The following is a 26,661-nucleotide window of genomic DNA, read 5'->3' as shown; positions in this document are numbered from 1 at the left end:
ACTCTGCGCCACGCGCAGAGGCACGTTCTACCCGTTCTACCCGTTCCACGCGACCACGCCAAGACCCGCATGAGCCAAGACGACCTCACCAAGCACACCCCGTTCATGCGCCAGTACCTCTCGGCCAAGGCGGAGCACCCGGACGTGCTGCTGTTCTTCCGCATGGGCGATTTCTACGAGCTGTTCTACGACGATGCGCGCAAGGCGGCGCGGCTGCTCGACATCACGCTGACCCAGCGCGGGCAATCGGCCGGTGCGCCGATCCCGATGGCCGGCGTGCCATACCACGCGGCGGAGAACTACCTGGCGCGGCTGGTGCGCCTGGGCGAGTCGGTGGCGATCTGCGAGCAGATGGGTGACCCGGCACTGGCCAAGGGCATCGTCGAGCGCAAGGTGGTGCGCGTGGTCACCCCCGGCACGGTGACCGATGCCGCGCTGCTGGAGGAACGCCGCGACAACCTGCTGCTGGCGATCGCCGCCGGCGCGCGCGGCGATTACGGGCTGGCCTGGGTCGATCTTTCCAGCGGCCGTTTCCTGCTCAGCGAAGTGCCCAGCGCCGAGGCGCTGGCCGCCGAGCTGGCACGGTTGCAGCCGGCCGAGACCCTGGTCGGCGAAGACGTGGCCTGGCCGAAGCTGGTCAGCGCCCTGCCCGGCCTGCGCAAGCGTCCGCCGTGGCATTTCGACAGCGACGCGGCGCAGCGCGAACTGAACCGTTTCTTCGGCACCCACGACCTCGGCGGTTTCGGCGTGGACAAGCTGCCGCTGGCCGTGGCCGCCGCCGGTTGTTTGCTCGGCTACCTCGAGGAAACCCAGAAGAGCGCGCTGCCGCACCTCACCGGCATGGCCGTGGAAAGTGCCAGCGAGACGATCGCGCTGGACGCGGCCACGCGGCGCAACCTGGAGCTGGACACCCACCCGAGCGGGCGCATCGAACACACCTTGCTCGGCGTGCTCGACGAAACCGTGACGCCGATGGGCGCGCGAGCGCTGCGCCGCTGGCTGAACCGCCCGCTGCGCTCGCACGACGTGCTGCGCCGGCGCCATCAGGCGATCGGCATGCTGATCGACAGCCGCCGCGGCGCACCCCTGCGCGAGCAGTTGCGCGGCATCGGCGATCTCGAACGCATCCTCGCCCGCGTGGCGCTGCGCTCGGCGCGCCCGCGCGATCTTTCGACCCTGCGCGACGGCTTGCTGGCTGCACCGGAGTTGCAGCAGCGCATCGACGGCCTGGACAGCCCGCTGCTGCATGCCCTGGTCGAACGCATCGGCGACCACGCGGACACCGCCACCCTGCTCGCCCACGCCATCGTCGAGCAACCGCCGGTACTGCAGCGCGACGGCGGCGTGGTGGCCGACGGCTACGACGCGGAACTCGACGAACTGCGCCGCCTGTCCACCCATGCCGACCAGTACCTGGTCGAGCTGGAGGAACGCGAGAAAGCGGCCAGCGGCATCAGCACGCTCAAGGTCGGCTACAACCGCGTGCACGGCTACTACATCGAGATCAGCCGCGCGCAGTCGGACAAGGCGCCCACGCATTACACGCGCCGGCAGACCACCAAGAACGCCGAGCGCTACATCACCGAGGAACTGAAGGCGTTCGAGGACAAGGTGCTGTCGGCGAAGGAACGCTCGCTGATGCGCGAGCGCGCGCTGTACGAGGCGCTGCTCGACACGCTCACCGAGAAACTCGAACCGCTGAAAATCGCCGCCGCCGCGATGGCCGAACTGGACGTGCTGGCCACCCTGGCCGAGCGCGCCGAAGCGCTCGACTGGAGCGCCCCGCAGCTCACCGACGAACCGGGCATCGCGATCGAGCGCGGCCGCCACCCGGTGGTCGAGAAAGTCCGCGACGAGCCGTTCGAGCCGAACGACCTCAGGCTCGACGACACCCGCCGCATGCTGGTGATCACCGGCCCGAACATGGGCGGCAAGTCCACCTACATGCGCCAGAACGCGCTGATCGTGCTGCTTGCGCACATCGGCAGCTACGTGCCGGCGGCCAGCGCGGTGATCGGCCCGATCGACCGCATCTTCACCCGCATCGGCGCCGGCGACGATCTTTCGCGTGGCCAGTCCACCTTCATGGTGGAGATGAGCGAGACGGCGAACATCCTGCACAACGCCACTGCCGACAGCCTCGTGCTGATGGACGAGGTCGGCCGCGGCACCAGCACCTACGACGGTCTGGCGCTGGCCCGCGCCGCCGCCGTGCACCTGGCGCGGCACTGCCGCGCGTACACCTTGTTCGCCACGCATTATTTCGAGCTGACCGAACTGGCCGGCGAGTTCCCGGCGATCGCCAACGTGCACCTGGATGCGGTCGAGCTGCACGACCAGAAGCGCGGCGAGCAGCTGGTGTTCATGCACGCGGTGAAGGACGGCCCGGCCAACCGCAGCTTCGGTCTCCAGGTGGCCGCGCTGGCCGGCCTGCCGAAATCGGTGATCGCCGATGCGAAGCGCACGCTGGCCGAACTCGAACGCGGCATGCACCGGCACGCCAGCGCAGCGCCCTCCGCTGAAGTTTCGCCGCAACTGGGATTGTTTGCGCCGGCGCAACCCTCGACCGCCCAGCGCGAGCTGGAACGCATCGATCCGGATACGCTGACGCCGCGCGAGGCGCTGGAAGCCCTGTACCGGCTGAAATCGCTGGACTGAGCCGGCGCGCTGTCAAGCCACGCGATGCAGCGGCAGCGGCGCCTCGGTCGTTCCCGGCGTCCCGGCATCGGGCATGGCGATGTCGGGAATGCCGTCCAGCGCCTCCGCCGACAAGGCAGACAGCAGCGTGTTCTCCGCCACCGAGGTATCGCGGGCGGGCAACCGCCCGGCGGCCACCAGGCTGCCGATGCGCTCGTACACGTCGTCGCGGTCGAACGGCTTTTTCATGAAGTCGTCCGCACCGTAACGCTGCAGGTAGAACTGCTCGGTGGCCTGCTGGTTGCCGCTGATCATGATGATCGGGATGTCGCGCGTGGCCGGATCGTGGCGCAGCGCGCGCAGCACGCTGAAACCGTTCATGCCGGGCATCACCACGTCGAGGAAGATCAGCGCCGGCAACTCGCTGCGCGCCAGCTCGATCGCCGCCGCGCCGTCGGCCGCCTTCAACGGGTGGTAGCCATCCTGGCTGAGCATCTTGCCGAGCACGGCGCAGATCGTGGGCGAATCGTCCACTACCAGCATGCGCGCGCCCTGCGTGGTCTGCACGTGTTGCGGCTCGACCGCATGCCCGCCCAGCAGGCGCTTGATGAAGCCGATGCCACTGATGCGTGCCAGTCCGTCCATGCCTTCTCCCCGGGTCGTGAGTGGTGCGCGCGGGGCGCACTCGTGGATACGTCGCGCATGCTCGCGCAGAGCGACGCAGCAATGTGCGACGCAGTACTCAGCCTGAACTTGTCAGCGCAAGCCCTTGATCTTCCGCAATTGCCGGCGTGCCTGCTTGTCGGGTCGATGTGCCGGATGATCGAGTGCCGCGCCGCTCAGGCGACGCTGTTCGCGCAATACCTCGGCAGCCTCGCGGCTGGCTTCGGTTTCCCGATACAGCCATTGCGCCTCGCTGGCCGGCCCGCGCCGCCAGGCCAGCGCGAGCACGTCCAGTTCCAGTCGCTCGTGCCCGCGATTGACCTGCATTCGATCGCCGACACGCACGGCGCGGGAAGGCTTGCAGCGCGCGCCATCGAGTTCCACGCGCCCGGCCTCGATCGCCGCGCGGGCGAGGCCACGGGTCTTGAAGAAGCGTGCCGCCCACAGCCAGATGTCGAGACGCAGCTCGCCGCGTTCCTCGGGCATGCCGTTCAGTTCGTTTCGCCCGGAGGCGGCACCAGGTCCTGCGGATCGGGCATGGCGATGTCCGGAATGGCCGCCTGCTCGTCGGCGCTGAGCACCGGCTCGGCCGCCGCCACCGGCACGCTGGTGCGCGGTCGCACCACCAGGCGGCCGGACTGGGTCAGGTGCTGCAGGCGCGCAAACACCTCGCCGCGGCCGAACGGCTTTTTCATGAAGTCGTCGGCGCCGAATCGCTGCACGTAGAACTGCTCGGTGGCCTGCAGGTTGCCGCTGATCATCACGATCGGGATGTCGTGGGTGAGCGCTTCGCGGCGCAACGCGCGCAGCACGGCGAAGCCGTTCATGCCGGGCATCACGATGTCCAGGAAAATCAGGTCGGGCAATTCGTTGCGGGCCAGCTCGATCGCGCTCTCGCCGTCGGCCGCCTTGAACACCACGTGGCCGTCCTGGGTGAGCATCTTGCCCAGCACCGCGCGAATGGTCGGCGAGTCGTCGACCACCAGGATGTGCGCTTCCTTGGGCACGCCACTGCGCGGCACCGCACGACGCTCGCCGTGTTCGTTGCCGAAAATCCGCCGTATCAGCTCAAAGCCGGACATGACGCGAGCCCCTTCCCCCGGGAAATCCCCGCCCAGTCTCGACGCAGCGCGGCCGCGACGCAAGCGTCCGCACCGCGTCGCTCACCACGCCGCGCCGACCATCAGATAGTTGGCCAGCGGGACGGTCAGCAGCGACAGCACGATGCCGGCGCCCAGCACGGTGTTGGCCAACGCCGGGTCGAGCTCGTACTCGTCGGCCAGGATCGCCGCCGACACCATCGGCGCCATCGCCGCCTGCAGCACGCCCACCGTGAGCACCAGGCCCTCCACGCCCGCCGCCGTGCCCATCAGCCAGCACAGCAGCGGCGCCAGCAGCAGCTTCCAGCCCAACCCCCAGGCGGCCGCGCCGAGCTGACGCTGGCCGGGATGGAACTTGAACTGCAAACCGACCGAGAACAGCGCCAGCGGCGTCAGCGTGGCCCCGATCGGCGCGAACACCCCGTCGAGCCACTCCGGCCAGCCACCGAGGCGGCCCACCGCTATGCCCAGCAACAAGGCCAGGAACGGCGGAAACGAAAACACGCGGCGCAGCATCGGGCGCAGCTGCGGCGTGCGTCCGGAATAAAGCGACGCCACCACGATGCCCGCCGACGCCAGCACCGGAAACGCGCCCAGCTGATCGGCGACCACGGCCAGCGCCAGGCCGGCCTTGCCGTGCAGCGCCTGCACCATCGGATAACCCATGTAGGCGGTGTTGCCCAGCCCGCACACCAGGATCAGCGAACCGGTGCGCTGCCGCGACCAGCCCAGCCGCGGGCCGAGCAGGCCGAACAGCAACCAGGCGCCGCCGAAGGTGAGCCACATCGCGGCCACCACGAACCACAGGTCGGCGTTGAACTTCAGCTTCGGGATCAGCTCCAGCACCAGCGCCGCCAGCGCCACGTTCAGCACCCACCAGTTGATGCCTTGCACGATGCCCGCCGGCGGCCGCGCGAAACGCGCCACCAAGACGCCGAGCAGCAGGCAGACGAACAGCAGCAGCAAGGCACTCATGGGATGCGCACGGACCCGGGCAAAGAGCGTCATTAGACGCGAAAAACACCGTCGGCCGAAAGGCGCAGCGGCTGGGCGATAATCGTGCCGATGCCAAAGCCGACCGCCCCTGCAGACCCCGATCACCTCGTGCACGGCCTGGCCGGCGACGATATCGCTCCCGACTGGCCGGCTCTCGTCGCGCCGGAACTGCAGGTGCTGCTGAGCCGCTTTCCGCAAACCGGCGCCTTGCGGCGAGTCGTCTGGCACAGTCCGCGCCCGCTCTCGGCGGCCTGTCTGGTCGACACCGAAGCCGGCACGCTGTTCGTCAAGCGCCATCATCATCGGGTGCGCTCGGCCGCCACGCTGACGGAGGAACACCGCTACATCGCGCACCAGCGCCGGCACGGACTGCCGCTGGCCGACGTGTTGCGCGACGCCGACGGCGACACCGCCATCGCCATCGGCGACTGGGTCTACGAAGTGCATCGGCGCGCCGCGGGCATCGACCTGTACCGCGAGCTGGTCTCGTGGCAGCCATTGCCGAACCCGTTCCACGCGCGCCGCGCCGGCCGCATGCTGGCGCGGCTGCACGACGCCGGCGCCGACTACGCGGCGCCCCAGCGCAGCACCCACATTCTGGTGGCACGCAGCGAGCTGATCGCCGCTGCCGATCCGGTGGCGGCACTGGAATCGCAGTTGCCGCAGCGACCCGGCCTCGCCGATTACCTGCGCGGCCGGCCCTGGCAGCGCGAGTTCGCCGACCTGCTCGCGCCATGGCACGCGCGCCTGCAGCCAGCGCTGGCCCGGCAACCACGGCTGTGGACGCACGGCGACTGGCACGTCTCCAACCTCTGCTGGAGCGGCAGCGGCGACGACGCCGACATCACCGCCGTGCTCGATTTCGGCCTGGCTGCGGCGAACTGCGCGCTGTTCGACCTCGCCACCGCGATCGAGCGCAATGCGGTCGCATGGCTGGCGCTGGATACCGGTGCGGCGGCGATCCATCCGTCCATCGCCCGCGCGCTGATCGAGGGTTATCGGGAAATCCGCCCACTCGCCCGCGACGACCTGCAACTGCTGGCCAACCTGCTGCCGCTGGTGCACGTGGATTTCGCCCTGTCCGAAGTGGAGTACTTCCACGCCATCACGCAATCGACCGCGAGCGCCGACGTTGCCTACGACACCTTTTTGCGCGGCCATGCGGCGTGGTTCTGCACATCCGCCGGGCAGGCTCTGTTGCAAACCATCCGCGCCCTTGCCACCGGCGCGCAGGGCGATTCGGCAGGCCGCGCCCATTCGTGTTTCAATACGCATTCTTGAAGCGGGGGTGCCCGGCAAAACGCCGGGCTGAGAGAGTCCCTTGGAACCTGATCCGGTCAATACCGGCGTAGGGAGCTTGCAGAGTCGGATCGTTCTCGCGAACGTACCGGTTCGCCGTCGCTTCGTCCGCTACCCGAAGACGACGACGATGACCCGCACTCCCCTCGCCCTGGCCCTGCTTGCCGCCCTTGCCGCCAACGGCGCGGCCGCCACCGGCAGCGCCGCCCCGCAACCCGATACCCCGCAGGCCGTCGACCTGGCCACCGTGCAGGTGCGCGGACAGGCGCCGGAGCACCCGCGCGACAGCGGCCTCGACAGCTACGGCCGCGCCACGCTGCACGACACGCCGGCGTCGATCACCGTGGTGGCGCGCCAGCAGCTGGACGACCGGCAGATCCGCACGCTCAGCGAACTGGCCCGCGAGGATGCCGCGCTGGGCGACAACTACGCGCCGGTCGGCTACTACCAGGACATCGCGATCCGCGGCTACGTGCTGGACCCCGCTACCGGCTTTCGCAGCAACGGCCTGACCATCGCCGGCGAGCAGAAGGTGCCGCTGGAAGACGTGCAGCAGGTGCAGATCCTGAAAGGCCTGGCCGGCCTGGAAGCCGGCGTGATGGAGCCCGGCGGCGTGGTCAATTACGTCAGCAAGCGGCCGGCCGACGTGCGCAGCGTCACCCTGGGCACCGATTCGCACGGCTCGCGCCACGTCGCAGTCGACGTCGGCGGCTGGCTCACGCCGCAGTTCGGCGTGCGCGTCAACGCGGCCCACGAGGACATCCATTCGTATGTGCACCACGCCAACGGCCGACGCAGCATGCTGGCGCTGGCGGCGGACTGGAAGATCAGCGAGCGCACCACGCTGGAGCTGGACGGCAACTACCAGACCAGCGGCCAGCGTTCGGTGTCGGGCTACCAGTTGCTCGGCGGCACGACGCTGCCGCCCCACCCGGACGCCAGGCGCATGCTGGGCTATCAGCCGTGGCAGCAGCCGGTGGGTATCCAGTCGTCCAACAGCAGCGTGCGCATCGAGCATGCCTTCAGCGACGACTGGCACCTGCGCGTCGCCGGCGGCCACAGCCGCAGCGTGATCGACGACAACGTGGCGTTCGCCTACGGCTGCTTCTACGCCAGCGAATGCGCCGACGGCAGCGTGCCCGGCTGGTTCTTCGCGCCCAACGGCGACTACGACATCTATGATTTCCGCAGCCCCGACGACACCCGCGTCAGCGACGAGGCCCGCGCCGTGCTCGAAGGTCGTTTCGCTACCGGCGCGCTGAGCAATGAGCTGAGCCTCGGCGCCAGCGCGTTCCGCCGCACCATCGACCGCCGCGCCTATGTCTACGACTACGTCGGCACCGGCAACATCGACCAGGCCGACCCACCCATCTTCGCGCCCTCGCCGAACCAGCCCGGCCCTTCGGTGCGCCGGCTCACCAGTTGGCAGCATTCGCTGTTCGCGCTGGATCGCATGCACCTGGGCGAGCGCTGGCAGCTGATCGCCGGCGCCCGACTGGCACGCCTGCACGAGCGCAGCTACGACGACAGCGGTGCGCCCGAGCGCACCACCCGCTTGCGCAAGGCGTTGCCGCAGGCCGCCGTGTTGTGGCAGCCGAACGCACCGACCACCGTATACCTGAGCTACAGCGAAGGCCTGTCGCTGGGCATCGAGGCGCCGTACTGGACCAGCAACGGCGGCAGCACGCTGGGGCCGCGGCTGTCGCGCCAGCTCGAAGCCGGCGTCAAGCTGCAGGCCACCGATGCGCTGGCGCTGAGCGGCGCGCTCTACCGCATCCACCAGCCCTTCCAGTTCGCCCGGCCGGACGGCACGCCCGCGGGATTCACCTTCGTGCAGCAAGGCGATGAAGTGCATACGGGTGTCGAGCTGGGCGCGAACGGCCGGCTCGGCGACAACCTGCGCGTGATCGCCAGCGCCAGCGTCATCCAGGCCCGCGCCGAAGGCAGCGGCACGCCCGCGTACGAGGGCCACCAGTTGACCAACGTGCCGCGCCTGCGTACCGCCGTATTCCTCGACTACCGCCTGCCGTCCGCGCCGGCGCTGAGTCTGCTCGGCGGCTGGCGCCACGCATCGGCCAACGTCGCCACGCCCGATGGCGCCGTGCGCGTACCGTCGTACGACGTGTTCGACGCCGGCCTGCGCTACACCACGCCGTGGCGCGGCCACGCGCTGACCTGGCGGTTGTCGGTGGACAACGTGTTCAACCACTTCTACTGGCGCGACACCGGTTCGGCCGGCGGCGATCGCTACCTGTTCCCGGGTGCGCCGCGGCTGGCGCGGCTCTCCGTCAGCTACGACTTCCAGTGATCTGGATCGAACTCGCCGGCGCGCTGATCAGCGCCTGGGCCGTCTGGCTCACCGCCAGGCGGCGGCCCTGGTGCTGGCCGGTCGGGTTGGTGTCGGTGCTGGTCTACGGCTGGATCTTCATCGACGCCAGGCTGTATTCCGACGCCCTGCTGCAGCTCGCCTTCGCCGGCCTGATCGTCTACGGCTGGCGACGCTGGCTGCAGCACCTGGACGACGACGGTCGCGTCCAGCTCGCCCCGCTGCCGCTGATGCAGGCGATCGTCCACCTGACCATCGGTACCGTCGCGGCATTGTTGCTCGGCTATTCGATGCATCGGTGGACCGATGCCGCGCTGCCCTGGCTAGATGCGGCACTCACCGCCTTCAGCCTGGTCGCGCAGTGGTGGCAGGGCCGCCGCCACATCGCGGCGTGGTGGCTGTGGATTGCGGTGGACGTGATCTATGTCGGCGAATACATCTACAAGCACCTGCTGATCACCTCGGTGCTCTACGCCGGCTTCGTGGTGCTGGCGGCGATCGGCTTGCGCGCGTGGCGGCAAGCCGGGCGCGCCGCTGCGGCGGCTTGATTTCACGGCACACGGTGCCCGTCGGGGCACAATGGGCGATTCCGCAACCAGGACGAAACAACATGCCCGACCTGTCCCGTTTTCCGATCACCGCGCGCTGGCCCGCGCGGCACCCCGAACGCATCCAGCTGTATTCGCTCAACACGCCCAACGGCGTGAAAGCGTCGATCATGCTGGAGGAAACCGGGTTGCCGTACGAGCCGCACCTGGTCGACATCACCAACGACGAAAGCCACACGCCGGAGTTCCTGTCGATCAACCCCAACGGCAAGATTCCCGCGATCATCGACCCCGACGGCCCCGGCGGCGAGCCGCTGGCGCTGTTCGAATCCGGCGCCATCCTGCTGTACCTGGCCGACAAGACCGGCAGCTTCATTCCCGCCGAACCCGCGCGGCGCTGGGAGTGCATCCAGTGGGTGTTCTTCCAGATGGCGTCGATCGGCCCGATGTTCGGCCAGCTCGGTTACTTCAACAAGTTCGCCGGCAGGGAGATCGCCGACAAGCGCCCGCGCGAGCGCTACGTCAACGAATCGAAACGACTGCTCGCCGTACTCGAGGCTCGCCTCGCGGGCCGCGACTGGATCATGGGCGACGACTACGGCATCGCCGACATCGCCACGCTGGGCTGGGTGAACAACCTGATCACCTTCTACGAGGCGCGCGAGCTGGTCGACTACGACCGCCTCGTGCACGTGCCCGCCTGGCTGGAGCGCGGCATGGCGCGGCCGGCGGTGGCTCGCGGCCTGCAGATCCCGCGGCGCGGCTGAACCGGGCGCCTGCGGGCTGGACGAAGGTACGCGCCGGGGGCAAGCTTCCAGTCACGCGGCATCCAGTCGCGCTGCCGCAAAGTGGCCATCACCATGAACGACTCGATCGCCTCATCGTTGCTGCCCGGCCTGGCGCTGGCCTTGTGGTTGCTGGCCCCGGCGGCCGGCGCCCAGAACATCTACAAGTGCCCGCAGGCCGGCGGCGGCGTAGCCTATACCGATCACCCCTGTGCCGACGGCAAGGGCCAGCTGCTGCACCAGGCCGACGACAGCGAGGTGATCGACCGCTACCTGCGCCTGGGCCAGCACGACCTCGCCAGGCAGTACGCCCACGCGCGCCATCTCGACGCGTTGTACGAGGAGCGCGTGGCCGCCTATCGGCAGGCGCAGGAGGACGCCGAACAACGCCGCTACGACGAGGCGCTCGCCGCGCAGCAGCGCGAGGATGCCGCGCGCCGGCAGGCGCAGCTCGACCAGGAGGCCGAGCGCAACCAGTTGCAGGTCGAGAACGACACCCTGCGCCAGCAGAACGACCAGTATCGCGAGGCGTTGTCCCAGCCGGTGGACGACTACGCGCCGCTCTACTGGGGGGCGCCGGCGCCGCCGTATCGACACCGCCCGCACGACCACGACGGCGATCACGGCCATCGCTGGACGCCGCCCCCACCGCCGACCTACCAGCCGTGCACGCAACTCGCCGGCGGCCGGGTGCAGTGCTGAGGCCGCCTCCGGACCACCGCCGCCGCTGAGGCGCGCAGGCGCCCGATTCAGCGCGCCGCTTGCGGTATGTCGGCACCCTGGCGGCGAACCCCCGGATCATCCAGATGCTCGGCCTTCCACACCATCGCGCGATGGATGCGCTGCCAGCCACTGGGATGGTCGAAGAACAGGAACTCCTCGACCGGACCGGGATGCATCTTGCGGTACTCGGACAACTGCACCGCGACATGCGCAAAACCATCCGGCTGGCGTGCCGCGTTCAGGCCGAACGCGTCGGCCTCGGCCTCCATGCTGCGGGTGATGGTGTTGTTCACCGGCGTCATGAAGAACATGAAGATCGCGAACAGCGCCGCGATCAGCGGCAAGCCCGCCACGTCGCCCACGTCACGCAACTGCCAGCGTTCGCCCCAGCGCTGCTGCGCCCAGCCGAAGCCCCAGCGCACGAAGGCGAAGCCGATCACGATGATGACGCCGAAGAACACGATGCCCTTGTAGATGTGGTTGAGCACGTAGTGGCCCATCTCGTGCCCGAGCACGGCCTTGATCTCTTCCGGCGAGCTGCGCTTGAGCAGGTTGTCGTTGAGGCTGATGCGGGTGGTGCCGAACATGCCGCTGACGTTGGCGCTGATGCGCTTGCTCTGCCGCGAGGCGTCGAACCAGTACACGTCCGAGGCGGGGATGCCGTTGGCGCGCGCCATCGACAGGACCTGCTCCTTCAGCGGGCTCTCCGGCAGCGACTGGTAGGTATTGAACAGCGGCGAGATGTAGACCGGCGCGATGGTGGCCATGAACATCACGAACACGATGGCCACCCCCGCGCCCCACAACCACCAGGTGCGCGTGGCGCGCCGGATCACCGCATAGATCAGCACCAGCGCCAGCGTGCCGAAGATCAGCCCCACCGCCAGCCCCTTGGCCTGCTCACCCAGCCAGCCGCCGAGGCCCAGATTCGACAAGCCGTACTGGTGCTCGCGGAAATAACCTTCGTACAGCGCCCACGGCAGGGTCAGCACGGTCGTCAGCACGATGTATTGGATCGCGTAGATCGCCGTCTGCAGCCAGCGCCAGCGGGTGAGTCGCTCGGCCAGGTTGCGCATGCGCGCCGAGAGCCGCGTGCCGAGCAGCAGCCACGCCACGCCCAGGGCCACCAGCAGATCCCAGCCGGTCAGCCAGTAACCGCCCTCGAAGTAGGCATCGGAATTGGCTCGCTGTGCCGGCGTCAGCTCGGCCATGTAGGCCTGGGTGGCAGCATCGGCGTCGAACGCCGCCGCCGCGGATACCGCCGGCGCCGGAGCCGCTGGGGTGGACGAAGGTATTGCTTGCGCGTGGATCGCGCCGACGACAAACCATGCAAGCAGCAGCACGCCGATCAGCTTCTTCATGACTCCCCCATCCCCATGTGGAGCCAGCACGCTAACCCAATCGCCGGAAGCCCGCCACCACGCCCGTCGCCGCGCCGGTCGCCTACAATGCGGGACACGACCCGCCGGATCGATCCATGCCCCCGCTCCGCCTCAAACGCTATCTGCTGACCGGCCTGCTGACCTTCATCCCGCTGTGGGTGACCTGGCTGGTATTCAATTTCGTGCTGGGCGTGCTGGCCGGGATCGGCGCGCCGATGGTCGAGGCCCTGCTCGGCACGCTGGCGCTGGTGGCACCGCGTGCCGCCGAGTCGCTGAAGATGGAATGGCTGACCTACATCGCCGCCCTGCTGATCACGCTGGGCTCGCTGTACCTGCTCGGCTTCGTGGCGAACCGGGTGATCGGCCAGCGGTTCCTCAACGCATTCGATGGCCTGCTCGCGCGCATCCCGCTGGTGCAGACCATCTACGGCGGCACCAAGAAGCTGATGGCGGTGCTGCAAAACAAGCCCAGCGGCATGCAGCGCGTGGTGCTGGTGGACTTTCCGCGGCGCGGCATGAAGGTGGTGGGCTTCGTGACCCGGGTTATGATCGAGGAAGGCAGCGGCCGGGAGATCGCCGCGGTGTACATCCCGACCACGCCCAATCCCACCGGCGGCTATCTGGAACTGGTGCCGGTGGACGAGCTCGTCCCCACCGACTGGACCATGGACCAGGCCATGGCCTTCATCATTTCCGGCGGTGCGGTGGCGCCGGACAGCCTGCCGGCCGCACCGGGCCGGCACACCCTCACCCCCTGACCTTTGACACTGTTTGGCCCATGGCCTTTGGCCTAGCGTGAAGGGCTGCGTCCGCGCGCCCGGGGAGCCTTTGCGCGCGGCCATGTCCGCAACCTCAACCGCCCAGTTCCACCCATCGAGGGATATCCATGACCAAGCAGTACCTGAAGCCCCTGGCCCTTGCGGTCAGCCTGGCCCTGACCGTGAGCGCCTGCGGCAAGCAGGATGCCACCCCGGCCGATGCACCGGCGCCGACCGCCAGCACCGCACCGGCCGCCGCCGGCAGCACCGCCGCCACCGACAGCAAGAGCATCTTCGACGTCAGCGAGCTGGGCGCGCCAGCCGAGGCGTGCACGGACTTCAACCAGTTCGTCAACGCCAAGTGGGTCGCCGCCAACCCGATCCCGAACGACCGCACCCGCTGGGGCGCATTCGACAAGCTGGCCGAGGACAGCCTCAACACCCAGCACACGATCGTCGAGAACGCCGCCAAGGGCGCCGACCAGGCTGCCGCCGGCTCGATCGAGCAGAAGATCGGCAACCTGTACAAGTCGGGCATGGACGAGGCCGCCATCGACAAGGCCGGCTTCGACCCGATCAAGCCCAAGCTGGCCGAGATCGATCAGCTGAAGAACGGCAACGACGTGGCCGCCTTCCTCCGCAACAGCTTCGCCCAGGGCGACATGCTGGTGTTCCAGTTCGGCGCCGGCGCCGACTTCAAGCACGCCGAAACGCAGATCGGCTACACCTTCCAGGATGGCCTGGGCCTGCCCACCAAGGACTACTACACCGACCCGAAGCATGCCGACCTGCGCAAGGCCTACCTCGACTACATCGCCAAGACGCTGGAGCTGACCGGCGTGTCCGCCGCCGACGCCAAGAAGCAGGCCGATGAAGTGATGGCGTTCGAGACCAGCCTGGCCGCCGCCTCGCTGGCGCCGGTCGAACTGCGCACCCCGGAAAACCAGTACCACTTCGTGAGCGTGGCCGAAGCGGACAAGATCACCCCGCACTTCAGCTGGGAGAACTTCTTCAAGGCCCAGGGCGTGACCATCGACAAGGGCTTCTCGCTGTCGCAGCCGAAGTTTTTCGCCGAGTTCGACAAGCTGCTGGCCAGCGCGCCGGCCAGCCAGTGGCAGGCGTACCTGCGCTTCCACACCATCGACGGCGCCGCCGATGCGCTGAGCAAGCCGTTCCGCGACAACCGCTTCGCCTTCTACGGCAAGACCCTCTCCGGCCAGCCGGAGCAGAAGCCGCGCTGGAAGCAGGTGCTGAATGCGGTCAACGGCTCGATGGGCATGGCGCTGGGCGAGCTGTACGTCAAGCAGGAGTTCACCCCCGAGGCCAAGCAGCGCGCCGAGGAACTGGTCACCAACATCCGCAACGCGCTGAAGGCGCGCATCCAGAACCTCGACTGGATGAGCGACGAAACCAAGGCCAAGGCGATCGCCAAGTGGGACACCTTCCTGCCCAAGATCGGCTACCCGGACAAGTTCCGCAGTTGGGACGGCCTGACCATCGTGCCGGACAACTACTACGCCAACCTCGAAGCAGCGTCGAAGTTCAACTACGACTACGACATCGCCAAGATCGGCAAGCCGACCGACCGCAAGGAATGGGGCATGACGCCGCAGACGGTCAACGCGTACTACAACCCCACCGACAACACGATCAACTTCCCGGCCGCGATCCTGCAGCCGCCGTTCTTCGACGCCAGGGCGGACGACGCGATCAACTACGGCGGCATCGGCGCAGTGATCGGCCACGAGGCCAGCCACGGCTTCGACGACGAGGGCAGCCAGTTCGATGGCGCCGGCAACAACGTGAACTGGTGGAGCAAGGCCGACCGCGCCAAGTTCGACGCCCGCACGGCCAAGCTGGTGCAGCAGTTCAACGACTACACGCCGATCAAGGACAAACCCGATGCGCACGTCAACGGCAAGCTGACCCTGGGCGAGAACATCGCCGACCTGGGCGGCCTCAACGTTGCCTACGACGCCTTGCAGGTCGCGCTGAAGCAGCACCCGGCCGAAGCCAGCCAGACGATCGAGGGCTACACCCAGGACCAGCGCTTCTTCCTCAACTGGGCGCGCGTGTGGCGCGGCAACATCCGCGAGCAGCAGGCGCTGCTGCGGCTGAACACCGACCCGCACGCACCGGCCTCGCTGCGCGCGATCGGCGCGCCGTCCAACATGCCGGCGTTCGCCACGGCGTTCCAGTGCAAGCCGGGTGACGCGATGGTGCGTCCGGCCGACAAGCAGGTGAAGATCTGGTAACCGCGCTCGTCGCAGCCGTTTGGCAACCCCGGGCCCCGCATGCGAATGCGGGGCCCTTTTGCATGCCCGGCGCGGGCGTTCGCCCCTGACCTTTGACACTGTCTCACCCATGACGTTTGGCCTAGCGTGGAACGGCATGGCCGCGGCTTTCCAGCCGTCGAATACCGGCCACCCGGGCACTCACGCAACGCCTGCGGGCGAACCACCCATGGAGGCAATCCGCATGACCAAGACCCTTCTCAAACCGCTTGCGCTTGCCGTCAGTGCCGCGCTGGCGCTCACCGCATGCGGCAAGCAGGAATCCGCCGACACGGCGGCCGCACCCGGCAGCACCGCCAGTGCCGCCAACGCTTCCAGCAGTGGCGGTGCCACGGCGGCGGCACCCAGCGTGTTCGACGTCAGCGAGCTGGGGCCGGCCACCGAGGCCTGCACCGACTTCAACCAGTTCGTCAACGCCAAGTGGGTCGCCGCCAACCCGATCCCGGCGGACCAGACCGTGTGGGGTTCGTTCAACCTGCTGCGCGAGAAGAGCCTGGCCGACCAGCACGCCCTGGTCGACGCGGCCGACAAGAACGCCGACAGCGCCGCCGCCGGCTCGATCGAGCAGAAGATCGGCTGGCTGTACCGCTCCAGCATGAACATGGACGCGCGCAACAAGGCCGGCTTCGAACCGCTCAAGCCCTACCTGGCGAAGATCGACGGGCTGAAGTCGAACAAGGACATCCCGGCCTGGCTCAACCAGTCCTTCGCCAAGGGCGACGCCGCAGTGTTCCGCTTCGGGGCCCGCGCGGATTACAAGAACGCCAAGATGCAGATCGCCTACGCGGTGCAGGGCGGCCTTGGCCTGCCCACGCCGGACTACTACACCGATGCCAAGTACAAGGACGTGCGCGCCGAGTACGTGAAATACCTGGCCAAGCTGTTCGAACTTACCGGCACGCCGGCCAGGGACGCGGCTACCCAGGCCGACCTGGCCATGAAGTTCGAGACCGAGCTGGCCAGGCATTCCATCCCGCGGGTAGAGATGCGCAAGCCGGAGAACCAGTACCACTTCGTGACCGTGGCCGAAGCGAACAAGGTCACCCCGCATTTCGACTGGAACGACTTCTTCAAGGCCCAGGGCGTGACCATCGACAAGGGCTTCTCGCTGTCGCAGCCGAAGTTCTTCGCCGAGATGGACAAGCTGCTGGCCAGCGCGCCACTGGCGCAGTGGAAGGCCTACCTGGCCGCCCACACGATCTCCGGCGCGGCCGACGTGTTGTCCGAGCCGTTCGTCGACGCACGCTTCGATTTCTACGACAAGACCCTGCGCGGCCAGCCGGAACAGAAGCCGCAGTGGAAGCGCTCGCTGGCGGCGGTCGACGACGCCATGGGCCAGGCGCTGGGCCAGCTCTACGTGGCCAAGTACTTCCCGCCGGAAGCAAAGCAACGCGCCGAGGAGCTGGTCACCAACGTGCGCAACGCGCTGAAGGCGCGCATCCAGAACCTCGACTGGATGAGCGCCGAGACCAAGACCAAGGCGATCGCCAAGTGGGAGACCTTCCTGCCCAAGATCGGCTACCCCGACAAGTGGCGCAGCTGGGACGGCCTGAAGATCGCGCCGGACAACTACTTCGCCAACATGGAGGCGGCGCAGCAGTTCGACTACGACTACAACATCGCCAAGATCGGCCAGCCGACCGACCGCCACGAGTGGTTCATGACGCCGCAGACGGTCAACGCGTACTACAACCCCACCGACAACACGATCAACTTCCCGGCCGCGATCCTGCAGCCGCCGTTCTTCTATGCCAAGGGCGACGACGCGATCAACTACGGCGGCATCGGCGCGGTGATCGGCCACGAGGCCAGCCACGGCTTCGACGACCAGGGCAGCCAGTTCGACGGCAGCGGCAACCTGGACAACTGGTGGACGGATGCCGACAAGAAGCAGTTCGACGAGCGCGCGCAGAAGCTGGTCGACCAGTTCGACAACTACGCGCCCCTGCCCGACCACCCGGACCTGCACGTCAACGGCAGGCTGACCCTGGGCGAGAACATCGCCGACCTGGGCGGCCTCAACATCGCCTACGACGCGCTGCAGGCCGCGCTGAAGGACCACCCCGCCGAGGCCACGCAGAAGATCGACGGCTACACCGAGGACCAGCGCTTCTTCCTCAACTGGGCGCGCGTGTGGCGAGGCAGCATCCGCGACAAGGCGCAGATGGTCTACCTCAACGCCGATCCGCACTCGCCGATGAAATTCCGCGCGATCGGTGCGCCGTCGAACATGCCGGCGTTCGCCCAGGCGTTCCAGTGCAAGGCGGGCGACGCCATGGTTCGCCCCGCCGACAAGCAGGTGAAGATCTGGTAACCGCCGGCGCGGCGGCAGGCGCAACGCCTCGCCGCCGCTGAAACACCGGCAAGCAAGAAAACAAGAGGCCCCGCACGCTGCTGCGGGGCCTCTTGCCGTGCGGGGGTCGGTCGGTCGCGGACGAGCTTCGCCAACTCAATTAGTTATTGCAAATCATTCTCATTGGCAATATTGTGTGCGCCTTCGCGGCCATCGCCGTCACTCCATTCGATCGACGGCGATGGCTGTCGCGCGCGCGGGACGGGGACTGGCCAGATTCCACATGACGCAAAGGACCCCCGCATGAGCCCGATCAAGAGCAGGAAACACCCCGCTCGCCGCACCCTCCCCGCGATGGCGCCCGGGCTGCTGACCACCGCCCTGCTCGGCAGCCTGGCTCTCGCCCCCGCGCATGCCGCCACGCCCGCCGACGCGGCAGCCGCGGACGCCACGCTCGTCGCGCAGGCGCGCAACCTGCCGCGCGTGCAGGTGCGAGGCAGCGCCGGCGTCGACTACCGCATCGACGAGCTCTCATCGCACAAGTTCACCCAGCCGCTGCTGGACACCACGCAGACCATCAGCGTCATCGGCCGCGACCTGATCCAGCAGCAAGGCGCCACCACGCTTTCCGAGGCGTTGCGCAACAGCCCCGGCGTGGGCACCTTCTACGCCGGCGAAAACGGCGCCACCAGCACCGGCGACACGATGTACATGCGCGGCTTCGACAGCTCAGGCAGCATCTTCGTCGACGGCGTGCGTGACCTCGGCTCGGTCTCGCGCGACGTGTTCAACATCGAGCAGATCGAAGTCACCAAGGGCCCGGACGGCACCGAATACGGCCGCACCGCGCCGACCGGCGCGATCAACATGGTCAGCAAGCGCCCGCAGCTGGACAACGCCATCTCCGGCTCGCTGGGTTACGGCAGCGCCAGCCAGCAACGTGCCACCGCGGACTGGAACCAGGCGATCGGCGAAGACGCTGCCTTCCGCCTCAACGTGATGGGCCAGGACAGCGGCGTGCCGGGGCGCGACCGGGTGCAGAACAACCGCTGGGGCGTGGCGCCGTCGCTGGGCCTCGGCCTGGGCAGCGCCACCCGGATCTATCTCGACTACCTGCACGTGAAGCACGACAACGTGCCCGATGGCGGCGTCTCCACCATCGGCCTGCCCGGCTACGCCAGTCCCGATCCGACGCGGCCGTTCCTGTCCGACGCCGCTGCGGTCGACCCGCACAACTTCTACGGCACCCGGCAGGACCACGACGACGTGCAGGTCGACATGTTCACCGCGATCGTCGAACACGATTTCTCCGATCACCTCGCCGTGCACGACACCTTGCGCTGGGGCCGCACGCGCCAGGATTACCTGCTCACCTCGTTCACGGCCACCGCGGCGCACCTGTCGACGCCGGACCCGGATGACCCCTCGACCTGGACGGTGGCGCGCAGCAACCCGACCTTCAAGCACCAGACCAACCGCATCCTCACCAACCAGACCAACCTCACCGCCAGCTTCGACACCGGCGCGGTCGGCCACGACCTCAGCGCCGGCATCGAGCTCAGCCGCGAGCAAGCCGCGACGCAGGGCATTGCCCCGCTCTCCGGCAGCACCTGGCCCCCGGCAAACCTGTACCGGCCCGACCCCGACCAGGGCGGCCTGGCCTACGCCCGCAACGGCGCCCACGGCAACGGCAAGACCGATACCGTCGCGGCCTACCTGTTCGACACGCTCAAATTCGGCGAGCGCTGGCAACTCAACGCCGGCGCGCGGCTGGACCATTACCGCACGCGGTTCGTCAGCACCGACGTCTGCGGCGGCCGGCGCGGCCCGGCCTGCGGCAGTCACCCGGCCGGCACGGTGCTGCCCAGCGTGGACGCGCGCCTCTCCGGCAACCTGCCCAATTACAAACTCGGCGTGCTGTTCAAGCCAGTCGCCGCCGGCAGCATCTACGCCAACTTCGCCATGTCGCAGGAGCCACCGGGCGGCAACACGCTCACCCTCAGCAACGCGTCGAACAGTGCCGACAATCCCGACCTCGACCCCCAGCGCGCGCGCACCGTCGAGCTGGGCACGAAGTGGAGCGTGCTGGGCGACAGGCTGCTGCTGACCGGTGCGCTGTACCGCACCACGGTCAGCAACGACCTGGTGCAGGACCCGACCGATGGCCTGTACTACCAGGTCGGCAGGAAGCGCGTGCAAGGCGTGGAGATCGGCGCGGTCGGCAGGATCACCGACCGCTGGGCGGTGAGCACCGGCTATACCCGCATGGACGCCAAGGTCATCCGCGGCAGCGCGGTGACCAGCGACGGCTCCGCCGACCTGCCGTACACGCCGACCAGCGCGTTCACCGCGTGGACCACATACCGGCTGCCGTTCAACCTCACCCTCGGCGGCGGCGCACGCCATGCCGGCGGGATGAAGCGCGGCAGCGACGGCGCGGTCGGCACGCCGACCTTCACCCGCGGCTACTGGGTATTCGACGCGATGGCCAGCTTCGAGGTGAACACGCACCTCGACCTGCAGCTCAATGTCTACAATGTCTTCGACAAGCACTACATCGCGGCGATCAACAAGAGCGGCTACCGCTACACGCCGGCCATGCCGCGCTCGGCGATGCTCACCGCGCAGTTGCGCTTTTGACCCGCCGACCCACGCCACCACTTCCCGCGGGTGACCCATGCTGCTGCACATTCCCGGTGTACTGAGCCCCGAACAGATCAGGCGGATGCGCGAGTCGCTCGACGCGGCGCCGTGGGTCGACGGCCGCGAAACGGTGGGTGCGCAGGGCGCGCGGGTCAAGCACAACCAGCAACTGCCTGACGCCTCGCCGCTGCGTCGGCAACTGGGCGAAACGGTGCTGGCGGCGCTGGCCGCGCAACCGCTGTTCCACGCCGCCACGCTGCCGCTGCGCATCCTGCCGCCACGCTTCAACCGCTATGCCGACGGCGGCCAGTACGGCTTCCACGTCGACGGCGCGGTGATGGCCCTCCCCGATGGCGGCGGGCAAATGCGCAGCGACGTCTCGTGCACGCTGTTCCTCGGCGAACCGGACGAGTACGAGGGCGGCGAACTGATCGTCAGCGACACCTACGGCGAGCACGAGGTGAAACTGCCGGCCGGCGACCTGATCGTCTACCCGTCCAGCAGCCTGCATCGGGTGGCCCCGGTGACTCGCGGCGCGCGGGTGGCCTCGTTCTTCTGGGTGCAAAGCCTGGTGCGTGACGACAGCCAGCGCCGGCTGCTGTTCGAGCTGGACACCTCGATCCAGGCATTGACCCGCACCGGCGCCGACCACGCCGCCGTGCTGCAACTCACCGGCGTCTACCACAACCTGCTGCGGCAGTGGTCCGTCACCTGATCGTCGCAGCGGTTCCCTCGGCGCGGCGCACGGCGGATAATCGTCGACCCCCGACGCCGATGGCTGCACGATGTTCGTACCCGGTCAACGCTGGATCTCCTCCGCCGAACCCGAGCTTGGCCTCGGCACCGTGCTGCGCGTCGAAGGACGCGGCGTGCAGGTGCTGTTCGCCAAGGCCGGCGTGCTGCGCCCTTACGCGATCGACTCGGCGCCGCTGCTGCGCGCCGAGTTCCGCGCCGGCCAGCGCGTCGCCGGCAAGGGCATCGCGTTCCTGGTCGAGCGCGTCGAGATCAAGGACGAGCTGCTGATCTACCGCGGCGAAGGCCGCGAACTGCACGAAGGCCAGCTCGACGACGAACAGAGCGTGAGCCAGGCCGACGACCGCCTGATCGGTGGGCGCACCGACAGCGTGGCGCAGTTCGAGCTGCGCCTGGAGGGTCTGAAGCGGCGCGCCGAGGCGCGCCGTTCGCCGATGTGGGGTCTGGGTGCCGCGCGCATCGGACTGGTGCCGCACCAACTGCGCGTGGCCGGCATCGCCTCGGCGCGCCGCCCGCCGCGCGTGCTGCTGGCCGACGAAGTGGGACTGGGCAAGACCATCGAGGCGGGCATGATCGTCGCGCGCCAGCTCGCCACCGGCCGCGCCTCGCGCGTGCTGCTGCTGTTGCCCGACACGCTGGTCTACCAGTGGTTCGTCGAGATGCTGCGCCGCTTCAACCTCAGCTTCGCGATCTACGACGAGGAACGCTGCGAGGCCCTGGAGCAATCCGGCGACGCCGGCAACCCGTTCGAGGACGAGCAACTGGTGATCGCCGACTTCGGCTTCCTGGAAAGCTCGCCGAAATACACGCAGCAACTGCTGGACGCGCCGTGGGACCTGCTGGTGGTGGACGAAGCGCATCACCTGGCCTGGTCGCCGGAAGCCGCCAGTCCGCGCTACACGATGGTGGAGCAACTGGCCGCGGCGATCCCCGGCGTCATCCTTCTCACCGCCACCCCGGAACAGCTCGGACGCAGCGGCCACTTCGCCCGCCTGCGCCTGCTCGATCCGCAGCGCTATCACGATCTGGACGGCTATCTGGCCGAGGCCGACACCTATCAGGCGCTATCGAAGATCGCCGACCGCCTGCTCGACGGCCAGCCGTTGGATGCCGGCCAGCACGCCGCGCTCACCGAGGCCTTCCACGGCGATGCGACGCTCACCGCACTGCTGGCCGATTCCACCAGGCCGGCCCATGCGCGCGAACTGCTGGCCGCGCTGATCGACCGCCATGGCACCGGTCGCGTGATGTTCCGCAACAACCGCGCCGGCGTCGGCGGCTTTCCCAAACGCCTGCCCGAATGGCACCTGCTGGACGCCGACACGGTCGACGACAGCACACGGCAGGCGCTGCTGGCCGAGTTCCACGCCGACATCCTGCAGCCGCCGGCGCTGATCGAGGTCGACTACGCCACCGACCCGCGCATCGATACCCTGATCGCCCTGCTGGAGAAACATCCGCAGGACAAGTTCCTGCTGATCTGCCGCAGCCAGGCCAAGGTGCTGGCGCTGGAAGAAGCGCTGCGCACGAAGAGCGGCGTCGGCGTGGCGCGTTTCCACGAAGGTCTCAGCATCGTGCAGCGCGACCGCAACGCCGCCTATTTCGCCCAGCCCGACGGCGCGCGTTTGCTGCTGTGCTCGGAGATCGGTTCGGAAGGCCGCAACTTCCAGTTTGCGCACCGGCTGGTGCTGTGGGATCTGCCGCTGGATCCGGATCTGCTCGAACAGCGCATCGGTCGGCTCGACCGCATCGGCCAGAAGCATGACATCGCCATCCACATCCTCGCCGTGGCCGACAGCGCCCAGCACGTGCTGGCGCGCTGGTACGACGAAGGCGTCGACGCGTTCCGCCTCAGCCCGGCCGACGGCCGCGAACTGCTGCGCCGCTACGGCGAGCCGCTGACCCGCCTGGCGGACGAGCACGCCCGCGGCGACGACAACCGCGATCAGGAACTCGACGCCCTGCTCGCCGAAACCCGCGCCAGCCACGAGCAGATGGCGGCACTCATCCGCGGCGGCCGCGACCACCTGCTGGAACTCGCTTCCAGCCGCGACCCGCACGCCGACGAATTGCAGCAGGCGTTCCGCCGCGACGATCATGATCCGGGCCGCGACGCCTTCGTGCAGCGCCTGCTGGAGGCATTCGGCATCCACGCCGAGGAGCTCGGCGCGCAAGTGCTGCTGCTCGACCCGCAATACCTGTCCACCGACGCCCTGCCCGGCTTCGCCGAAGGCCCGCAGTCGGTCACGTTCTCGCGCGAGGTGGCGCTGTCGCGCGAGGAGCTGCCGCTGCTGCGGCTGGACCTCCCGCTGGTAGCCGGCGCGCTGGATCTGGCGCTGTCCGGCGAACAGGGCAATGCCGCCTTCATGGTCGACGACGTGCTGGCTCCGCGGACCGCACTGCTGCAGGCGGTTTACGTGCTCGAATGCGTGGCCGATCGCCGGCTCGACGCCGAGCGTTTCCTGCCGCCCTCGCCGCTGGTGGTGACCGTGGACACCCGCCTGGTCGAACGCGCCGACTTCACGCCCAGCGACACGGCGCTGCGCAAGGCCAACGACCGCCACATCGAGGTGGCACGCTACCGCAAGTTCCTCGGCAAACTGGTGCCGCCGATGCTGGAACGCGCCGAAGCGCTGGCCAGTACGCGCGCGCAAGCACACATCGACGACGCCGTGACCGCCGCCACCGAATCGCTGGACAACGAACTCTCGCGGCTGCTCGCCCTGCGCACAGTGAACCCATCGATCAGCGACACCGAAATCGCCGCCGTCACCGACGAGCGCCACGCCCTGCTCGGTGCACTGCCGCAAGCGCGGCTGCGACTGGACGCCGTGCGTTTCGTCGTCAGCGCCGACTTCCTCGCCCTGCGCTGACCCGCCTGCGACGCCGGGCGGGCACCGCCAGCCCGGCGCGTCCGCCTTTGCGATCCCCGATTCCCGGATCTACAGCATCAGCCGCCGCTGCGGCTTGATCGGCAGCTTGCCACGCCAGTACTGGATCAGCACGATGCCGCCGACCATGCCGCCGAGATGGGCGAAATGGGCCACGCCGGCCTGGGTGCCGGTCACGCCCAGCACCAGCTCCACCGCCGCATAGCCGATCACGAAGATCCATGCGGGGATCGGCACCGGCAGGAAGATCAGCATCATCTTCTCGTGCGGATACAGCATGCCGAAGGCCAGCAACAGGCCGAAAATCGCGCCAGACGCGCCCAGCGTGGGATAGAAGCCATGGGTGAACCAGTGCACCACGATCAGCTGGGCCACCGCCGCCACGACTGCACAGACAAAGTAGTAGATGATGAAATTGCGCGCGCCGAAGGTGCGCTCGATGGTGCCGCCGAACATGAACAGCGCGAACATGTTGAACGCGATGTGGGTCAGGCCGCCGTGCATGAAGGCGTAGGTCACCAGCTGCCACGGGCGAAAGCCGATCGAGGCCAGGCCCTGCGTGGTCTGGAACACCTGGTCGGCCCCCCACGGCCACAGCGCGAAATACTGCAGGAAGACCTCGCCGAAGAACTGTTGCAGCAGGTAGACGACGATGTTGGCGATCAGCAGGTTGCGCGTGACCGGCGGCAGATCAAGAGGCATCAGGCGGTTCCGGGGAAAGGGGCTCGACCCCAAGCGTAACGGCGCGCGCGCCCGGCCGCCATGCAGGCGATGTCGCGGGGGTCCGATCGGCCCATGGCGCCGGCCATAAAAAAGCCGCCTTGCGGCGGCTGCAGAACGCACCTGTGCAGGTACTCAACCCTTGTTGTTGGCAGCCAGCGCCATCGCCTCCGGCCGCTTGGCACCGGCGAAACGCTTGGCCCAGTAACCGTCGTCCAGGCTGGAGATTTCCACCGACTTGCCGGCGCTCGGCGAATGGATGAAACGTCCGCCGGAAATGTAGATGCCCACATGCGAGATGCGGTGACGGCCATGGGTGCGGAAGAACACCAGGTCGCCCGGCTTGATGTCGGCGCGATTGATCTTGACCCCGGCCAGGAACTGGCTGGCGGAGGTGCTCGGCAACTGCAGGCCGATCGCGTGCGAGAACACGTAGCGCACGAAGCCGCTGCAATCGAAACCGGTGGCCGGATTGCGGCCGCCGCGCACGTAGCGGATGTCGCGCAGACCCATCGCCGCGGCCAGCAATGCCTTGCGCAGGTCGGTGATGTTCTGCGTGGCGACGCGGGCTTCCGGAGTCCGGGCAGTCGTGATCGCCGGCTCGGCCGCAGCCGCCTGCGTGTCCGCCGCCTGGGGCAGCAGGTCGCTGGCGTTGTCGGGCAGTACCGACTGGCTCAGGCGAACGGCCGGGCTGAAGCTGGGGAGCGGCTGCAGCAGCGGCGCGGCCACGCTAACGGAAGCCGATGCGCTGAAGGCAGTGTCGAGATTGGCGGCGCGAAGGGTTCCGGAAAACAGCAGCGCAGGCACAAGCGCAGCAAGCACGATCAATCGCTGGGTTGGCATGCAGGAAAATCCCGGATATTCACGGAGTTGGCCATCACCGCAAAGCGGCAACGACGTGACTGAGCCGTGAAAATACCAAGCCAGGGCCCCTCGTATGTTGGATTGAGGTTAAGTGAACCCTGCCGTTTCGGTATTTCGGGACGCACCGCACATTTTACACAAGTTACTGATAATAAAAGGATTTACTTGCCATCTGACGACTCGGGCCAGTAGTGCGAGTCCGGATAGGGTCGCCGGCCGAAGATCGCGGTGCCGATCCGCACCTCGGTCGCTCCCTCGGCGATGGCGAGCGGAAAATCACCGCTCATGCCCATGGAAAGTTTTGGCAAATCATGCCCTTGCAAAACCGCTTGGTCGCGCAGCTCGCGCAACCGACGAAAGCAGCCGCGCACCTCGACCGGATCGGTGGAGTGGATCGCCAGGGTCATCAGGCCGCGTACGCGCAAGGTGGCGTAGCCGCGCAGGGTGTCGAGGAAGCCGGGCAGCTGTTCAGGCGGCAGTCCGTATTTGCTGGGCTCGGTGGAGGTCTTCACCTGCACCAGCACGTCGATCGCCCGACCCTCGTGCTGCAGGCGGCGATCCAGCGCCTCGGCCAGTTCCAGGCGATCCAGCGACTGCACTTCGCTGGCCAGCCGCGCCACGTCTTTTGCCTTGTTGGTCTGCAGGTGGCCGATCATCACCCAGGCGATGCCGCAGTCGACCAGCAGCGGTGCCTTGTCGCGGATCTCCTGCACCTTGTTCTCGCCGAAGCGATGCATGCCCAGCGCCACGCCCTCGCGTATCAGCTCCGGACCGAAGGTCTTGCTGACCGGCAGGATGGATACCTCGGCCGGGTCGCGGCCGGCGGCCCGGCAGGCCTCGTCCACCCGGCGCCGGATATCGGACCAGTTGGCGGCGAGGTGGGAATGGGTGGTCATCTTGCGGACTCCGCGGGAGAAAAAGGAGTGAGAAATGAGGAGTGAGAGATGAGCGGACGCGTGCGATGCGGCTATCTCTCACTCCTCACT

Annotated in this window: 20 protein-coding genes and 1 riboswitch; of the genes, 12 read left to right on the top strand and 8 right to left on the bottom strand. The window is 68.2% G+C overall.

What is annotated here, in order from left to right:
• Window positions 1–69 precede the first annotated feature (69 nt).
• Window positions 70–2,658, top strand: a complete 2,589-nt coding sequence (gene mutS / locus ACVCL3_RS16575) for a DNA mismatch repair protein MutS (RefSeq protein ID WP_447100005.1) — start codon at window positions 70–72, stop codon at window positions 2,656–2,658.
• A gap of 12 nt (window positions 2,659–2,670) precedes the next feature.
• Here the strand turns inward: mutS and ACVCL3_RS16570 are convergent, their stop codons facing one another.
• From ACVCL3_RS16570 to ACVCL3_RS16555, 4 genes are all read right to left on the bottom strand, one after another.
• On the bottom strand, window positions 2,671–3,282 hold the full coding sequence (locus ACVCL3_RS16570; RefSeq protein WP_395119598.1) for a response regulator: 612 nt from the start codon (window positions 3,280–3,282) through the stop codon (window positions 2,671–2,673).
• A gap of 111 nt (window positions 3,283–3,393) precedes the next feature.
• Complete coding sequence (locus ACVCL3_RS16565; protein ID WP_447100004.1) at window positions 3,394–3,786, bottom strand: RNA-binding S4 domain-containing protein; 393 nt, start codon at window positions 3,784–3,786, stop codon at window positions 3,394–3,396.
• Between the two features lie 5 nt (window positions 3,787–3,791).
• Window positions 3,792–4,382 carry a response regulator gene (locus ACVCL3_RS16560; RefSeq protein WP_447100003.1) on the bottom strand — a complete coding sequence of 197 codons (591 nt, stop codon included), beginning with the start codon at window positions 4,380–4,382 and terminating at the stop codon, window positions 3,792–3,794.
• An 81-nt stretch (window positions 4,383–4,463) separates the two neighbouring features.
• The gene (locus tag ACVCL3_RS16555; RefSeq protein ID WP_447100002.1) at window positions 4,464–5,375 is read right to left on the bottom strand and encodes an AEC family transporter; all 912 of its coding nucleotides are present in this window, start codon (window positions 5,373–5,375) and stop codon (window positions 4,464–4,466) included.
• 90 nt (window positions 5,376–5,465) lie between these two features.
• On the opposite strand from ACVCL3_RS16555, the gene ACVCL3_RS16550 reads away from it, so the two are divergent.
• The 5 genes from ACVCL3_RS16550 to ACVCL3_RS16530 all read left to right on the top strand — a co-directional run bounded on the left by ACVCL3_RS16550 (window position 5,466) and on the right by ACVCL3_RS16530 (window position 11,056).
• Window positions 5,466–6,677, top strand: a complete 1,212-nt coding sequence (locus tag ACVCL3_RS16550; RefSeq protein ID WP_447100001.1) for a phosphotransferase enzyme family protein — start codon at window positions 5,466–5,468, stop codon at window positions 6,675–6,677.
• Window positions 6,671–6,768: riboswitch (TPP riboswitch) on the top strand. (Overlaps the previous gene by 7 nt.)
• 57 nt (window positions 6,769–6,825) lie before the next feature.
• The gene (locus tag ACVCL3_RS16545; protein WP_447100000.1) at window positions 6,826–9,003 is read left to right on the top strand and encodes a TonB-dependent siderophore receptor; all 2,178 of its coding nucleotides are present in this window, start codon (window positions 6,826–6,828) and stop codon (window positions 9,001–9,003) included.
• The gene (pnuC, locus tag ACVCL3_RS16540; protein ID WP_447099999.1) at window positions 9,000–9,569 is read left to right on the top strand and encodes a nicotinamide riboside transporter PnuC; all 570 of its coding nucleotides are present in this window, start codon (window positions 9,000–9,002) and stop codon (window positions 9,567–9,569) included. Before ACVCL3_RS16545 ends, pnuC begins: the two co-directional genes overlap by 4 nt.
• A gap of 62 nt (window positions 9,570–9,631) precedes the next feature.
• Window positions 9,632–10,336 (top strand): glutathione S-transferase N-terminal domain-containing protein, encoded by a 705-nt coding sequence (locus ACVCL3_RS16535; RefSeq protein ID WP_447099998.1) that lies wholly within the window; start codon window positions 9,632–9,634, stop codon window positions 10,334–10,336.
• Window positions 10,337–10,429: 93 nt separating this feature from the next.
• Complete coding sequence (locus tag ACVCL3_RS16530; RefSeq protein ID WP_447098423.1) at window positions 10,430–11,056, top strand: DUF4124 domain-containing protein; 627 nt, start codon at window positions 10,430–10,432, stop codon at window positions 11,054–11,056.
• A gap of 47 nt (window positions 11,057–11,103) precedes the next feature.
• Here the strand turns inward: ACVCL3_RS16530 and ACVCL3_RS16525 are convergent, their stop codons facing one another.
• Window positions 11,104–12,438, bottom strand: coding sequence for a M48 family metallopeptidase (locus ACVCL3_RS16525; protein WP_447099997.1), 1,335 nt, complete (start codon window positions 12,436–12,438; stop codon window positions 11,104–11,106).
• A gap of 116 nt (window positions 12,439–12,554) precedes the next feature.
• Here ACVCL3_RS16525 and ACVCL3_RS16520 point away from each other — a divergent pair, with 116 nt between their 5' ends.
• The 6 genes from ACVCL3_RS16520 to rapA all read left to right on the top strand — a co-directional run bounded on the left by ACVCL3_RS16520 (window position 12,555) and on the right by rapA (window position 24,073).
• Window positions 12,555–13,217 (top strand): DUF502 domain-containing protein, encoded by a 663-nt coding sequence (locus tag ACVCL3_RS16520; protein ID WP_447099996.1) that lies wholly within the window; start codon window positions 12,555–12,557, stop codon window positions 13,215–13,217.
• 128 nt (window positions 13,218–13,345) lie between these two features.
• Window positions 13,346–15,472, top strand: coding sequence for a M13 family metallopeptidase (locus ACVCL3_RS16515; RefSeq protein WP_447099995.1), 2,127 nt, complete (start codon window positions 13,346–13,348; stop codon window positions 15,470–15,472).
• 223 nt (window positions 15,473–15,695) lie between these two features.
• Window positions 15,696–17,825: a M13 family metallopeptidase gene (locus ACVCL3_RS16510; protein WP_447099994.1), complete on the top strand. Its 2,130-nt coding sequence runs from the start codon at window positions 15,696–15,698 to the stop codon at window positions 17,823–17,825.
• 282 nt (window positions 17,826–18,107) lie between these two features.
• Window positions 18,108–20,444, top strand: a complete 2,337-nt coding sequence (locus ACVCL3_RS16505) for a catecholate siderophore receptor Fiu (RefSeq protein WP_447099993.1) — start codon at window positions 18,108–18,110, stop codon at window positions 20,442–20,444.
• 37 nt (window positions 20,445–20,481) lie between these two features.
• Complete coding sequence (locus ACVCL3_RS16500) at window positions 20,482–21,162, top strand: Fe2+-dependent dioxygenase (RefSeq protein WP_447099992.1); 681 nt, start codon at window positions 20,482–20,484, stop codon at window positions 21,160–21,162.
• A gap of 70 nt (window positions 21,163–21,232) precedes the next feature.
• Entirely contained in the window at window positions 21,233–24,073 is a 2,841-nt protein-coding gene (gene rapA, locus ACVCL3_RS16495) for an RNA polymerase-associated protein RapA (RefSeq protein ID WP_447099991.1), read from the top strand.
• 69 nt (window positions 24,074–24,142) lie between these two features.
• Here rapA and ACVCL3_RS16490 read toward each other — a convergent pair whose 3' ends face one another.
• The 3 genes from ACVCL3_RS16490 to ACVCL3_RS16480 all read right to left on the bottom strand — a co-directional run bounded on the left by ACVCL3_RS16490 (window position 24,143) and on the right by ACVCL3_RS16480 (window position 26,571).
• Complete coding sequence (locus ACVCL3_RS16490; RefSeq protein WP_447099990.1) at window positions 24,143–24,793, bottom strand: rhomboid family intramembrane serine protease; 651 nt, start codon at window positions 24,791–24,793, stop codon at window positions 24,143–24,145.
• 153 nt (window positions 24,794–24,946) lie between these two features.
• Window positions 24,947–25,654, bottom strand: a complete 708-nt coding sequence (locus ACVCL3_RS16485) for a C40 family peptidase (RefSeq protein ID WP_395119614.1) — start codon at window positions 25,652–25,654, stop codon at window positions 24,947–24,949.
• A gap of 182 nt (window positions 25,655–25,836) precedes the next feature.
• A complete protein-coding gene (locus ACVCL3_RS16480; protein WP_447099989.1) occupies window positions 25,837–26,571 on the bottom strand; it encodes a YggS family pyridoxal phosphate-dependent enzyme in 735 nt (244 codons plus the stop codon).
• Window positions 26,572–26,661: the final 90 nt, after the last annotated feature.

Source organism: Rhodanobacter sp. UC4437_H4, assembly GCF_052978425.1.
Note: the sequence above shows the minus strand (reverse complement) of the source record. Positions and strands in the feature narration are given on the sequence as shown.

Excerpts from the sequence above, each read along its gene's own strand:
- ACVCL3_RS16490 (WP_447099990.1), bottom strand. The coding sequence starts at position 24,793 with ATGCCTCTTGATCTGCCGCCGGTCACGCGCAACCTGCTGATCGCCAAC.
- ACVCL3_RS16480 (WP_447099989.1), bottom strand. The coding sequence starts at position 26,571 with ATGACCACCCATTCCCACCTCGCCGCCAACTGGTCCGATATCCGGCGC.
- ACVCL3_RS16520 (WP_447099996.1), top strand. The coding sequence starts at position 12,555 with ATGCCCCCGCTCCGCCTCAAACGCTATCTGCTGACCGGCCTGCTGACC.
- ACVCL3_RS16550 (WP_447100001.1), top strand. The coding sequence starts at position 5,466 with ATGCCAAAGCCGACCGCCCCTGCAGACCCCGATCACCTCGTGCACGGC.
- ACVCL3_RS16535 (WP_447099998.1), top strand. The coding sequence starts at position 9,632 with ATGCCCGACCTGTCCCGTTTTCCGATCACCGCGCGCTGGCCCGCGCGG.
- ACVCL3_RS16555 (WP_447100002.1), bottom strand. The coding sequence starts at position 5,375 with ATGAGTGCCTTGCTGCTGCTGTTCGTCTGCCTGCTGCTCGGCGTCTTG.
- ACVCL3_RS16510 (WP_447099994.1), top strand. The coding sequence starts at position 15,696 with ATGACCAAGACCCTTCTCAAACCGCTTGCGCTTGCCGTCAGTGCCGCG.
- mutS (WP_447100005.1), top strand. The coding sequence starts at position 70 with ATGAGCCAAGACGACCTCACCAAGCACACCCCGTTCATGCGCCAGTAC.
- ACVCL3_RS16560 (WP_447100003.1), bottom strand. The coding sequence starts at position 4,382 with ATGTCCGGCTTTGAGCTGATACGGCGGATTTTCGGCAACGAACACGGC.
- ACVCL3_RS16565 (WP_447100004.1), bottom strand. The coding sequence starts at position 3,786 with ATGCCCGAGGAACGCGGCGAGCTGCGTCTCGACATCTGGCTGTGGGCG.
- rapA (WP_447099991.1), top strand. The coding sequence starts at position 21,233 with ATGTTCGTACCCGGTCAACGCTGGATCTCCTCCGCCGAACCCGAGCTT.
- ACVCL3_RS16570 (WP_395119598.1), bottom strand. The coding sequence starts at position 3,282 with ATGGACGGACTGGCACGCATCAGTGGCATCGGCTTCATCAAGCGCCTG.
- ACVCL3_RS16530 (WP_447098423.1), top strand. The coding sequence starts at position 10,430 with ATGAACGACTCGATCGCCTCATCGTTGCTGCCCGGCCTGGCGCTGGCC.
- ACVCL3_RS16515 (WP_447099995.1), top strand. The coding sequence starts at position 13,346 with ATGACCAAGCAGTACCTGAAGCCCCTGGCCCTTGCGGTCAGCCTGGCC.
- ACVCL3_RS16500 (WP_447099992.1), top strand. The coding sequence starts at position 20,482 with ATGCTGCTGCACATTCCCGGTGTACTGAGCCCCGAACAGATCAGGCGG.
- ACVCL3_RS16505 (WP_447099993.1), top strand. The coding sequence starts at position 18,108 with ATGAGCCCGATCAAGAGCAGGAAACACCCCGCTCGCCGCACCCTCCCC.
- ACVCL3_RS16545 (WP_447100000.1), top strand. The coding sequence starts at position 6,826 with ATGACCCGCACTCCCCTCGCCCTGGCCCTGCTTGCCGCCCTTGCCGCC.
- ACVCL3_RS16485 (WP_395119614.1), bottom strand. The coding sequence starts at position 25,654 with ATGCCAACCCAGCGATTGATCGTGCTTGCTGCGCTTGTGCCTGCGCTG.
- ACVCL3_RS16525 (WP_447099997.1), bottom strand. The coding sequence starts at position 12,438 with ATGAAGAAGCTGATCGGCGTGCTGCTGCTTGCATGGTTTGTCGTCGGC.